At 46.3% G+C, this 13,399-nt stretch carries 9 protein-coding genes; 5 read left to right on the top strand and 4 right to left on the bottom strand.

What is annotated here, in order from left to right:
* Positions 1-41 precede the first annotated feature (41 nt).
* Positions 42-1,274 (top strand): hypothetical protein, encoded by a 1,233-nt coding sequence (locus GJU82_RS12955; RefSeq protein ID WP_153632527.1) that lies wholly within the window; start codon positions 42-44, stop codon positions 1,272-1,274.
* A gap of 86 nt (positions 1,275-1,360) precedes the next feature.
* On the opposite strand, the gene glmS is transcribed toward GJU82_RS12955, so the two are convergent.
* The 3 genes from glmS to GJU82_RS12940 form a co-directional block, all read right to left on the bottom strand.
* A complete protein-coding gene (gene glmS / locus GJU82_RS12950; protein WP_153632526.1) occupies positions 1,361-3,199 on the bottom strand; it encodes a glutamine--fructose-6-phosphate transaminase (isomerizing) in 1,839 nt (612 codons plus the stop codon).
* A 70-nt stretch (positions 3,200-3,269) separates the two neighbouring features.
* Positions 3,270-4,574: a DUF4270 domain-containing protein gene (locus tag GJU82_RS12945; protein WP_153632525.1), complete on the bottom strand. Its 1,305-nt coding sequence runs from the start codon at positions 4,572-4,574 to the stop codon at positions 3,270-3,272.
* Positions 4,575-4,615: 41 nt separating this feature from the next.
* A complete protein-coding gene (locus GJU82_RS12940) occupies positions 4,616-5,419 on the bottom strand; it encodes a glycogen/starch synthase (RefSeq protein WP_153632524.1) in 804 nt (267 codons plus the stop codon).
* 149 nt (positions 5,420-5,568) lie between these two features.
* Between GJU82_RS12940 and panC the strand changes: the two genes are divergently transcribed.
* The 3 genes from panC to radA all read left to right on the top strand — a co-directional run bounded on the left by panC (position 5,569) and on the right by radA (position 8,232).
* Positions 5,569-6,417: a pantoate--beta-alanine ligase gene (gene panC, locus GJU82_RS12935; protein WP_153632523.1), complete on the top strand. Its 849-nt coding sequence runs from the start codon at positions 5,569-5,571 to the stop codon at positions 6,415-6,417.
* A gap of 9 nt (positions 6,418-6,426) precedes the next feature.
* On the top strand, positions 6,427-6,777 hold the full coding sequence (panD, locus tag GJU82_RS12930; RefSeq protein WP_106541133.1) for an aspartate 1-decarboxylase: 351 nt from the start codon (positions 6,427-6,429) through the stop codon (positions 6,775-6,777).
* Positions 6,778-6,867: 90 nt separating this feature from the next.
* Positions 6,868-8,232, top strand: a complete 1,365-nt coding sequence (radA, locus tag GJU82_RS12925) for a DNA repair protein RadA (protein WP_153632522.1) — start codon at positions 6,868-6,870, stop codon at positions 8,230-8,232.
* A gap of 62 nt (positions 8,233-8,294) precedes the next feature.
* Here the strand turns inward: radA and GJU82_RS12920 are convergent, their stop codons facing one another.
* Complete coding sequence (locus tag GJU82_RS12920) at positions 8,295-10,646, bottom strand: penicillin-binding protein 1A (protein ID WP_153633413.1); 2,352 nt, start codon at positions 10,644-10,646, stop codon at positions 8,295-8,297.
* A gap of 247 nt (positions 10,647-10,893) precedes the next feature.
* Here GJU82_RS12920 and topA point away from each other — a divergent pair, with 247 nt between their 5' ends.
* Positions 10,894-13,329 carry a type I DNA topoisomerase gene (gene topA / locus GJU82_RS12915; protein ID WP_153632521.1) on the top strand — a complete coding sequence of 812 codons (2,436 nt, stop codon included), beginning with the start codon at positions 10,894-10,896 and terminating at the stop codon, positions 13,327-13,329.
* Positions 13,330-13,399 lie beyond the last annotated feature (70 nt).

Here is a 13,399-nt window from a genome sequence, read left to right as displayed (position 1 = left end):
GGTAACTTGGTCCAATATTCACGGTAAGGAAGGAAAAATAGATGAAGGAAGACGGATTGACACCCATTTTTAACGATTTTAACACACCTGGCTTCGATGTTGTTTTCCTGGGCGTGAACCTGCCCGGAGTACTGGCGGCATATCGTCTGGCTTCCGCCGGGAAAAGGGTCGCGGTGTTTTGTGCTGATGATTTTGCGCGGCACGATGACTTCCGGTTTACCCGGATTTTCCCCGAAAACATGAAGCAGCTCCCTTCCGTCGGGGCCCAACTGGGGCAATTGGGGCAAATGCAACAGTCGGCGCCGCATTTATGCGTACAGCAACGCATGGCCTGGCTGCGGGGAAATGCTATCGCAAACCGGCTCATCACCCAGGCCTATAACCAGCTGGCGGTACGAAATCATTCGGAGAAAGCCGGTACTTTAAAGCTGCGTGAGTATCCCGAATTTTCGTTCTTCGAAAAAGAGGGTTTCCCGCACGGAATTCTTTGCCGGGAATACCGGTACAACCATTCGCGTTTGGTGGTGGAGTGGCTGAAAGCGGCTTCCCAAAAGGGGGCTTCGGTTGGAAACTTTGTCAAACCGGTCCATGCCGGCGGCAGCGGTTTGCTTCTGGAAGACCTGCTGACCCATGATACCAGACAGATAGAGGCGGGGAAGGTCATTCAACTGATTCCCGATCCGGGGGTTTTGGTGTTCAACGCAAGCCTGCCCAACCGCGACTGGAAAAATCCGGTGCGTATTTCCGGCGAACTGGCTGATTATATTCTTTCGCAGGAAAATGAACAGGTACGGGTGCTCGCTTACGCGAAAAATGCAGTGAATGACGAACAGGCCGTTCACGAAGCATTTGGCCGGCTTCTTTCGCTTTCGCGGAAAGATATTTTACCTGCCGGGAAACCAGAATCCACGTCAACTCCCCCGGTAAAGCCCGATTTAACACTTCCCGATTATCCTGCCGGGGAGATGAACGGGAGATTGTTGGAGCTTTTCCCGGAAATCGCCCATCGGACCTTTCCCGATATTTGGTTTCCCGAAGAAGACAATCGGCACATCAGCCAGGTGTTTGAGCTCGCACAGCGGAAGTTTTATGAGGCAAAGCAAACCGACATTGATGAAACGTGGTTTATGGAGCTTTTCTATCGTTTCGGCCCCGCCATCGACGAGTTGACCGAACAGGCATACCAACTGATGCAAACAACCCGCGACCCGCACGAGTTGTGGCAGCAGAGTATCCGTATGTATACCTCGCGGAACGAGTGGGCGCGTAACTAACGGTCGTATTTTGATTACCTGCCGGGAAAGTTTACCGGCTCCGTTTTTCTGTATGGGAGTTGCTGCTTTTTTGATCTGCTTGTTCGTTATTCTACCGTTACCGATTTGGCTAAATTTCGTGGCTGGTCTACATCTGTTCCGCGCAATATCGCTACGTAATAAGCAAATAACTGCAATGGGATGATGGCGAGCAGCGGAGTGACGGCCGGGTGCGAACGGGGAATCTCGAAGATGTCGTCACACATTTTGTCAAGCTGTGTATCGCCTTCCGATACCACTGCAATGATATTTCCTCTGCGGGCTTTTACTTCCTGGATGTTGGAAACGATCTTTTCATAGTAGCGGTCTTTGGCAGCTACCACTACAACGGGCAGGTTGTCGTCGACTAACGCGATGGGGCCGTGTTTCATTTCCGCGGCCGCGTAACCTTCGGCATGCAGGTAAGAAACCTCTTTCAACTTCAACGCACCTTCCAGGGCTACGGGGAATAAAGCTCCGCGTCCCAGATACAAAGCGTTCACAGCGTCTTTGTATTTGTCAGCTACTTTCCGGATGTGGTCAGTGCTTTGCAAGATGGTTTTGATCTTCTCGGGAACTTCCGAAAGTTCCTGGATAATGACGCGGTAGTCTTCCACACTCAGCCGGCCTTTTTCTTTACCAAGAAGAGCGGCCATCATGGTCAGGATGGTTACCTGGGCTGTAAACGCTTTGGTGGAGGCCACACCGATTTCCACACCAGCGTGAATGTATACGCCGCCGTCCGTTTCACGCGGAATCGACGAACCCACCACGTTACAAATACCCAAAACGGTTGCTCCGCGTTCTTTGGCTAATTTAACAGCAGCCAGGGTGTCGGCTGTTTCACCACTTTGACTGATGGCAATCACCACATCGTCTTCGTCGATGATGGGATTGCGGTAGCGGAATTCCGAAGCATATTCCACTTCTACCGGAATGCGGCAATATTCCTCGAACAGGTATTCGCCCACCAGTCCTGCATGCCAGGATGTTCCGCACCCGATGATGATGAGGCGACGGGCATCCTTCAGTTTGGGCATTACGTTATGGAGCCCGCCTAAAACAATGTCGCTGTTGTCGGTTTTAATGCGGCCTTTGAACGATTGCTCAATGGTGTTGGGCTGTTCGAAAATTTCTTTCAGCATGAAATGGTCGTAACCATTTTTCTGTAGTTCGCCGATGCTCAAATCGACCTGCTTTATTTTGGCTACCAGCGGGTCGTTGTTGATATTTTTCAGCGTAAGGCTGCCGCGCTCGATGATGGCTACGTCGTGGTCGTTGAGGTAGAGAACCTGGTTGGTGTGGCCGACAATGGGCGTGGCATCGGAGGCGATAAAATATTCGTCGTTACCAATCCCGATAACGAGCGGACTTCCTTTTCGGGCAGCAATGAGTTTGTTGGGCTCTTCTTTGCAAACAACAACAATTCCGTATGCGCCCACCACTTTTTTCAATGCGGCACGAACGGCAATCTCGGCCGATTTCTCTTCGCTGTTGAGATAGACGTATTCAACCAGGTTGACCAATACTTCGGTATCGGTTTCCGACTGGAACTGGTACCCTAGATTGATGAGATCGTCGCGCAAATTGCTGTAATTCTCGATAATACCGTTGTGAACGAGGGTAAAATGTCCGTTCATCGAGGTATGCGGATGGGCATTCTGGTCGGTTGGTTCACCGTGGGTTGCCCAGCGGGTATGTCCTATCCCGATTTTTCCGCTGGTATCTTTGTCAGAAACCAACTCTTCGAGGTTGGCAATTTTCCCCTGGCATTTGTACACACGTTGTTCGCTTCCTAAAAGAGCAATACCGGAAGAGTCGTACCCCCGGTATTCGAGCATCTTTAATCCATTAATTAAAATGGGGTAAGCATTCTTGTCGCCAATGTAGCCTACGATTCCACACATAAATTTCTTCTTTTGAGGTTAAAAATATTATCTGTCAATCAAGGAAACAACGGACAATTTTGCCAGTATATTATTTATACCGCGTATAATTCACTTCCAACTGGATAGGCTGCGAGCTTTTGCTTCCTTTTAATACGACTCTTTCAGCTGATTCTTTTCGGGTGACAGGAACCAGGTAAAAGCCTAAATTCTGAACAGTTCCATCAAGTATTGCCTGTAAATGCTGAGTAATATTAAATGTGTACGTTGCATCAGCTGAATTATATATACCGCCGTAATAAGACAGTGAAAGCTGACTGTCAACCGGAAAGGCTTCGCTTCCGTCGTCCTTAATTATTTTTAGAAAAAGTTGGTTTGGCATCGGGTACTGATGGAAATCTGACATGGTCGTATCAGCATGGAACGTCAACGTTGCTTTGTTGATCACGTAATTGGTCGAGTCGGCCCAGTTGTCAAGAGAGGGGACTTCTATTTTTACCTTCGTTCCTCCGGTTGGTTGGACAAAGATCAGTGAGTCCTCGACGTTTTCCTGATTCAGATGATCGGCGAACCATGCATTCGTATAATCGTGTTCGAAATAGGGTACATCAGCCGAGTTATTCGTCAATTGGTAGTAGGAAGACAAACTGTCGGTATCAGCAGTATGGTAATATAAATGAAGCAATGATGCGTTTGCTTTCAGATAAACCAATCCGCCGCCCGATTGTAAGGGCTGCGATTCGATATACAAACCTTTGAAAAAGTTGAGGAATGCCTCATTATTTACCATATCCAGTGAATCGGCGTGTAACAGTTGGTTGCCAATCTCATTGTTTAAGCGGACGGCAATTTCCTGAACGATGGTATCCTGACCGGTTGAATCGGTCCTGAACTTAGGCGTGAAATCAGCCATCCCGACAACCGTGTCGTTTGTCAGTGTTTTCGGATCGAATGACGAAAGATACTGAGCATTAAAATTCAGCGGTTCAACTAATTTATACACTTTCACCTGTTGGGATGTAATGGTGTCACCGTATACCTTCCGGTAAACAAGGCTCAAGACGGTCGAATCGAGAATGGCGCCCTGACTATATGATGGATAATAAAGCAAACGAAACTGAGCTGCAAATGATGCAGTTGTGCGTCCAAACAGAGGATCGTTGAAGCTCCCGAAAATATTAAAACCGGGTTTATCGACCCTTATTTTATTGTCAGTAAAGGTATATGACGAAATAGTGCCTGTTTCGTTGCTGTAGCGGGCATCAAACAAATTGCTGCCGGGTAGTAAATCAAGGCCCAGCGATTCATCGTTCTTTTTACATCCTCCTAACATCAGCAGGGTGAGGGCCAAAGCTATTACAACACCCCCGGACTTGAAAAAATATTTGTGTGTCAACGTATTTCCGTTTTTAGTAGTTTTTGTAAGAGACGCGGAAATTATAAAATTTTATCGTAAAACTCCGAATAGGACTCAATGTATGTATCAGCCGGTTGGTAATCAAGGAAGAGCTTTCCTGACTGCTTCATGTAATTTTCAACCTCTTCATTGATGCTTTCACTCCCTTTTATGGTTGCGTCAGAATAATCCACCGCAAGTTTACTCAAATTTATAAAGGTAGGATCGGACAAAACGGAAATATCTTCCTTCTGGATACCATCTTCTGCAATTTTCGAAATAATTTGACGGTTCATTGGCGTTTTAAATGCGTCGTTATAAGCGGAGTAAACTACCTTTGAGTTGGCAAATAATGGATTGTCTTTATAACCTTTTTTGATGAACATGGGTACCAGGCCGGTAAACCATCCGTGACAATGAATTAAATCAGGGGCCCAGCGCAGTTTTATTACCGTTTCCAAAACTCCCCGTGCAAAAAAGATGGCACGTTCATCGTTATCTTCAAATTCTTTTCCTTTTGAATCAGCAAATTTGGCCTTTCTATGGAAGTAATCTTCATTGTCGATGAAATAAACCTGCATACGTGCTGCCTGTATCGAGGCAACTTTGATGATTAACGGGTGATCGGTGTCGTTAATAACCAGGTTCATTCCTGAAAGCCGGATAACTTCATGCAGTTGATTTCTGCGTTCGTTCACGCTGCCGTATCGTGGCATAAAGGTCCGTATCTCTCTACCTCTCTCCTGTATGCCCTGGGGTAAGTGACGACTAATTTGTGAAATTTCCGATTCAGGCAGGTAAGGGGTAATTTCCTGGGAGATGAATAAAACCTTCTTCTTTTCCATGATCTTTTGAGAATTTATCTTGCAAAAGTAGAAAAAATCCACCAGATATTCAACGTTAAAAGGGTTATGGCCCTGTCAGCAAGGAGTGAAACGGTGTTTTATTGTGTTTATATATTTCGTTACTTTGCACGCTGTAACCAAATGAAAAGATGAAACTTTTTACTACCCGGAATGAGATGAAAGAGGCTTTGTATGCTTTTCGTAACCAAGGGAAAAGCATCGGTTTCGTTCCCACGATGGGAGCACTCCACGAAGGGCATTTGTCACTTGTCAGCCAGGCCGGAAAAGAGAACGAACTGGTGGTGGTTTCGATTTTTGTTAACCCCACGCAGTTTAACGATCCAGCTGATCTGGAACGATATCCCAGGACACTGGAAGAGGACATGAAGAGCCTGGCAACGGTTGGCAATCCAATGGTTTTTGCACCTTCGGTGGAAGAGATGTATCCCGAACCTGATGCCCGCCAATTTGATTTCGGAAATCTGGAAACGGTTATGGAAGGTCGTTTTCGGCCGGGGCATTTTAACGGTGTCGGTCAGATTGTCAGCAAACTTTTCGATGTCGTTGGGCCTGACAGGGCATACTTTGGGCTGAAAGATTTTCAGCAACTGGCCATCATTAAGGAAATGGTACGCCAATTGCGCTATGATACCGAAATTGTCCCCTGCGAAATTGTTCGCGAAGCCGATGGTTTGGCGATGAGTTCCCGTAACCAGCTTTTGACGCCCGGACATCGTGCTGTTGCGCCGTTGATTTCACAGACCCTTTTCGAAGCAAAGAAACTGGTTGGAGAAAAAAGCGTAGAAGAATTAACAGCATGGGTACACGAAAAAATAAACAAAAGTCCTCTGCTTGAGGTTGAATATTTTGAGATAGTTGATGATAACTACCTTCAACCTGTAAAAACATGGGACGAACCTACCGTAAAAGTAGGTTGTATTGCTGTACATGCCGGCAAGGTACGGCTAATCGATAATGTAATTCTTGAAAAACATTAAATTCAGGTGATGAATATTGAAGTTTGCAAATCAAAAATTCACAGGGTAACCGTTACAGCTGCCGATTTGCAGTATGTGGGGAGCATTACCATTGATGAGGACCTGATGGATGCGGCCAACCTGATTGAGAACGAAAAGGTGCAAATCGTCAACATTAACAATGGTGAGCGACTTGAAACGTATGTTATCAGAGGCGAACGCGGTTCCGGCGAAGTGTGTTTGAACGGGCCTGCTGCGCGGAAAGTGGCCGTGGGTGATGTCGTCATTATCATTTCCTATGCGACCATGGATTTCGAGGAAGCGAAAAAATGGAAACCCAGTTTGGTTTTTCCTGATACGGAAACCAACAAGTTGGTTTAAGTAATAAAAATATTTTCAGCGCTAATGCCCTGTGGGTTTTCCCGCGGGGTTTTTTAATTTTGGTACATAACAACTTCAAACTCCCCGAAAATGCCTAAAGCCAAAACCGTTTATACCTGTCAGAGTTGTGGTGCCCAATGGCCTAAGTGGATGGGACAATGTAACAGCTGTGGTGAGTGGAATACGCTGGTCGAAGAAATTGTGGTAAAAAGTAAGCACCCGGTGCAGGCGGTACCAAAAAGCTATTCAAGCCCGTTGCGCCTGGAGCAAATCACCAGCGGGAAACAGGAACGGGTTGATACCTGTAACAGTGAGTTGAATCGTGTGCTGGGAGGTGGATTGGTCCCCGGAAGTGTGATTCTTCTCGGAGGCGAGCCGGGTATTGGAAAATCGACATTGGTGTTGCAGGTGGCCTTGGCGCTCAAGGATCGAAAGGTGTTGTATATTTCCGGTGAAGAAAGCTTGCAGCAGTTGAAAATGCGGGCAAAGCGTTTGCAACAGGACAGTGCCGATTGTCTCTTTTTAAGTGAAACTTCGCTGGAGAGTATCCTGGCACATATGGAAAATGAAAAGCCCGACCTGGTTATTATAGATTCTATTCAAACGCTAACTGCCGATGGATTGGAGTCAGCGCCGGGTAGTGTGGGGCAAATCCGGGAATGCGCTTCTGCTATATTGAAAATGGCCAAACGGGCACATATTCCGGTGATCTTAATCGGGCATATTACGAAGGATGGAAATTTAGCCGGGCCGAAAGTGCTGGAACATATGGTCGATACCGTTTTGCAATTCGAAGGTGACCGGAATTACCTGTACCGGATTCTCCGTTCGGTGAAGAACCGGTTTGGGTCAACATCCGAGCTGGGGATTTACGAAATGCGGCCCGATGGTTTGCGCATTGTTTCCAATCCGTCGGAGATGTTGATGTTGCAGCATAATGACGGATTGAGTGGCACCAGCATCGCTGCCTCTATTGAAGGAATGCGGTCGTTCATGATCGAGGTGCAGGGACTGGTTAGTTCAGCTGCCTATGGAACGCCACAACGTTCGGCTACCGGTTTCGATTTACGTCGTTTGAACATGTTACTGGCGGTTTTAGAGAAGCGCGCCGGTTTTAAACTGATGGCTAAAGATGTCTTTCTGAATATTGCCGGCGGCCTGCGCGTTGATGATCCGGCCATGGACCTGGCTGTCATGATGTCAATTCTTTCATCGAATTTCGATATTTCGGTGAGCAAGCAATCCTGTTTTGCCGGTGAAGTGGGATTGACCGGGGAAATCAGGCCGGTAAACCGAATTGAACAGCGGGTTATAGAAGCGGAAAAGCAGGGGTTTAGCGAAATTTATATCTCGAGATATAATAAGGGGATTGATTTTTCCCGGTTTAAAATACAGGTGAACCAGGCCGACCGGATTGAAAAAATGGTCCGGATGGTTTTTTCTCAACAAAAATAAGAAAGGCGGGACTCAACATTCCGCCTTTTGGGTATCTGTATTATTCAGGGATTTTTCTCTTATTAGAAAAAGTCATCCTGGGTCGTTGTCTTGTTTTTCTGACTATTTTGCTTATCCATCTCATCGCAATTGAGGTTGATATTGAAATTCGGCGGCCGGTCGAACCTGGAGTCCTGAGACAAATTCAACGTTGAATCGGCATACACTTTATTCATAAATCGGCCGTAAATCGGGAGTGCCATATTGGCCCCCTGTCCGAAATGAATACCCTTGAAGTGAATACTCCGCAAATCAGCTCCGGTCCAAACCCCGGTTACCAGTTCCGGCGTGATGCCAATAAACCAACCGTCTGATTGGTTCTGTGTGGTCCCGGTTTTACCGGCAATGTCAGCGGTTAGATGACCGTAAACCGGATGCCACCGCAAACGCCGGCTGGTTCCTTCGTTGACAACGCCTTCCATCAGGTTCAGCATTAGGTATGCTGTCTTCTGATCAATCGCTTCGTGCTGCTGTGGCGTAAACCGGGCCAGGACGTTTCCGTCTTTGTTCTCAATCCGGTCAACGAAATAGGGCTTGGTATAAACACCGTGGTCTCCAAATGTTCCAAAAGCTCCGACCATTTCATAAAGCGAAATATCTGATGTTCCCAGGAACATTGAGGGTACAGCATCGATAGGACTGATAATCCCCATTTTCCGCATTACGTTTTTCATGGATTGCGGATTGAATTTTTTCATGATCCAGGCCGAAATTTGATTCACCGAATTGGCCAATCCCCATTTCAGGGTAACCATTTGTCCATCGCGCTCCGATGAAGCGTTTTTCGCCGTCCAGGTTGTTCCATCCGGAAGGTAGAACGTCTGCTCGGTATTCGGAACTAATGTACAGGGCGAATAACCGTTCTGCATGGCCAGCGTGTAAAGGAACGGCTTCACGGTGGAACCTACCTGGCGCTTTCCGCCGGTTACCATGTCGTACATGAAATATTTGTAGTTGGGGCCACCGACATACGCTTTCACTGCACCGGTTTTTACATCCATCGTCATCATGGACGAACGGAGGTAGCTTAGGTAATACTTGATGGAATCAAGCGGCGTCATGGTGGTATCCACTTCTCCTTTCCAGGAGAATACGTTCATCTCGGCAGGTTTGTTAAACTCTTTCTTAATTTCTTCGAAGTTTAATCCACGTTCATGAAGTACCCGGTAACGTTCGCTTTTGCGAATTTCCCTGTCAAGGATATCTTCAATCTGGTTGACCGACAGATCATCTGAAAACGGTGGATGCTTTAGTTCCTTCAATTTGCTGAAAAAAGTGGGTTGTAGATCGGTACTTAAATGTTCTACGACCGATTGTTCGGCATATCGCTGCATCCGGGAATCGATGGTTGTGTAAATTTTCAGGCCATCGTCGTAGATATCGTAATTGGTGCCATCTGGTTTCAGATTTTTAGAGCACCAGCCGTACAATGGATTGGTCTGCCATTCAATCGAATCCTCTTTGAACTTTTCGTCCTGCCACGATGCATAGTTGCTGCGGTCGGGTTTCGATGCGGTCATCGTTACGCGCAAATACTCTGTGAAGTAGGTGCCGGGACCGCTTTTGAAGTCTTCTTTCTTGTATTTTAAATCCAGTGGTTTGATTTTCAGCGTGTCGTATGCAGCGGGTGTCAGATAGCCGTATTTTGTCATCTGCGAAAGCACAACATTTCTCCTGCCAAGTACCATTTCGGGACGGCGGACCGGATTGAACAGGGACGGATTTTTGGCCATCCCAATTAACGTTGCCGATTCATCCACATTCAGACTGTCGGGAGTTGTGTCGAAATAAATTTGAGCAGCCGATTTTACACCAACGGCCAAATTCAGGAAATCGAATTTATTCAGGTACATGGTCAGAATTTCCTCTTTCGTGAAACTCCGTTCCAGTTTAACGGCAATCACCCATTCCCTGAATTTCCGGATAATGAAATCAATTTTATTCTCGTAACGCTCCCTCGGGAAAAGCATTTTTGCAACCTGCTGAGAAATGGTACTGCCTCCACCGGCGCTATCATTCCCGGTAAGTACACCCTTTGCAACACGAAAAAGGCCACGAAGATCGATCCCGGAATGTTGGTAAAAACGCACATCTTCGGTTGCGACAAGGGCATTAACAAGATTTGGACTTAAATCCTCATAACGAACATAGGTCCGGTTTTCCTTGAAGAATTTCCGGAGCACTTCTCCGTCATCGGTATAAACTTCCGACGCGAGGGCCGGTTCGGTGTTTTCCAATTCCTCAAATGTGGGCATGAAACCCAAATCTCCTTTTGCAATCAGAGTAAACAGAACAATAACTCCTAATACGCCGAGAGCATACAAACTCCAAAACGCTATGAGATATTTCCTGAATGGTTTTTTATTTTCTGTCATGGCGCCAATCCTGATGAACACGGACAAAGATATAAAATTAATGTTCCTTCCGTTAAACGGTTATCTAGATCAAAATGATGGATGGTCTGTGGTGATCCTGATGAAAATAGACACTTTCAAAGCGATTGCATGTACAAAAAACCGTGCCAGTTTGATAAAGAAACAAAAAAAAATTTTGAACATAGGTAGTGATTTCCTTTACTTTGCATAGTTTTCACTGCATATTGCATAATTATCGGGAAGGAAAATGGAAGAAAACCTAGTCATTGTCGAGTCGCCTGCAAAGGCAAAAACGATAGAAAAATTCCTGGGGAAAAATTTCCAGGTTACCTCCAGTTTCGGACACATCCGGGACTTGGATAAGAAAGATTTTGGTGTAGATGTCGAAAATAAATACCAGCCGAGGTACATTGTTTCTGATGATAAAAAGAAAGTCGTCAGCGACCTGAAGAAAATGGTCAGGAATTCCAGGCGAGTCTGGATAGCATCGGATGAAGACCGCGAGGGAGAGGCTATTGCCTGGCACTTGATGGAGGTCCTGAAACTTGACCCGGATAGCACTAATCGTATTGTTTTCCATGAAATCACTAAAGATGCCATCGTTCAGGCAATCGAAAGTCCGCGGAGGCTGGATAAAAACCTGGTGGATGCTCAGCAGGCCCGTCGGGTACTCGACCGGTTGGTGGGATTTGAGATTTCACCGGTACTTTGGAAAAAAGTAAAACCATCGCTGTCTGCAGGCCGTGTGCAATCCGTTGCGGTGCGTTTGATTGTGGAGCGGGAACGTGAGATCAATAATTTTGTCAGTACTTCTTCCTTCCGCGTTCGGGCCCTATTTTTGGTCCCTGATAAGAGTGGGCGAATGGCCCCGCTCGAAGCAGAACTCGACAAGCGTTTTAAAACAGCCGCTGAAGCGAAGGCATTTCTGGAAAAATGTAGTTCCGCTGATTTCGATATTGCCGACATTGTCACCAAACCGGCAAAAAAATCACCTGCACCCCCATTTATTACTTCGACCTTACAACAGGAAGCCAGCCGGAAACTTGGTTTCCCCGTGAGCATGACCATGTCGGTTGCTCAGCGGTTATACGAAGCCGGGCAGATTACCTACATGCGTACAGATTCGGTGAACCTGTCGAATCTGGCGATTGGCTCTGCGAAAGCAATGATTACTGAATTGTATGGTGAAAAATATGTAAAAACGAGGCAATTTAAGACAAAAGCAAAGGGTGCACAGGAAGCACACGAAGCGATTCGCCCGACCGATTTGAGCAAGGAAAATATTTCTGGTTCACAGCAGGAGCAGAAGTTGTATAACTTGATTTGGAAGCGGACCATCGCTTCTCAGATGGCAGATGCCGAGTTGGAAAAGACAACGGTAACTATCAATGTAAACGGAGCTCAGGAACATTTTGTGGCCAACGGCGAAGTCTTGAAATTTGATGGTTTTCTGAGCGTCTACCTTGAATCGACGGATGATGAAGGACAGAATGAGGAGCAGAAAGGATTACTTCCTCCATTGAATAAAGGCCAGAAACTGGATCTTGATAACATTATCGCTTCAGAGCGTTTTACGTTGAAACCACCGCGTTACACGGAAGCAAGCCTGGTTCGGAAACTGGAAGAACTGGGTATTGGACGTCCATCAACATATGCGCCCATTATTACCACTATTCAGAACCGGAATTATGTGGTGAAAGAAGATCGTCCCGGCGTTGAAAGAAAATATAAAACCATCCTGTTGAAAGACAGTAATGTTCAGGAAGAAGAAAAAACAGAAATAACCGGGGCCGAGAAATCAAAGCTTTTCCCAACGGATATTGGCTTGGTTGTGAATGACTTTCTGTTGAAGTATTTCCCACGCATCATGGATTATAATTTTACCGCTTCCGTCGAAGAACAGTTTGATGATATAGCCCTGGGCGGATTGCCATGGTACGAAATGATCGACGCATTCTATCGTCCCTTCCACGAAAATATCGAAGAGGTGCTCAACGTTTCCGAACGAACCCGCGGCGAACGTATACTTGGGAATGATCCGGTGACCGGGAAAGAGGTGTCGGTTAAGATTGGACGCTATGGAGCATTTGCCCAGCTTGGTGAAGCTTCTGAAGAATCGGATGAAAAGCCTCAGTTTGCCAGCCTTCGCAGCGGGCAGAGTATCGAAACAATTTTGTTGGACGAGGCGCTTGAACTGTTTAAACTGCCCCGCGATGTTGGTGAGTACGAAGGAAAGAAAGTGGTGATTGGTATAGGTCGGTTCGGGCCTTACGTGCGCCACGACGGGAAATTTGTCTCCTTGAAAAAAGATGTGGATGATCCGTACACCATTAACTTGGAGAGGTCCATCGAATTGATAGAGGAAAAAAGGGAGAAAGACCGGAAGGCTATCATTAAGGTGTTTGTTGAAGAGCCGGAAATACGAGTTCTTCAGGGACGTTGGGGCCCTTATATCTCTTTCGATAAGAACAATTACAAAATACCCAGGGGTACCGATGCTGAAAAACTGACATTGGAAGATTGTCGGAAAATTATTGAAAAAGGTCCAACGTCGGGGAAAAAAGGAGCGAAGAAAACTGCTGCCAAAAAGACAACAACGAAAAAGGCATCGACAACAACGAAAAAGAAAACATCAACAGCCAGGACAAAGACGGCAAAAACGACGAAGAAGAAAACCAAATAAAGAACAGCAAAGGGCAAATACTTAGTCGGGTTTGCCCTTTTTATAACGATTTAATATTAGCTCTTTACTA

The sequence above is a fragment of the Prolixibacter sp. SD074 genome, assembly GCF_009617895.1.
In the GTDB taxonomy this organism is placed as follows: Bacteria; Bacteroidota; Bacteroidia; order Bacteroidales; family Prolixibacteraceae; genus Prolixibacter.
This window is presented reverse-complemented; position numbering and strand designations above follow the sequence as displayed.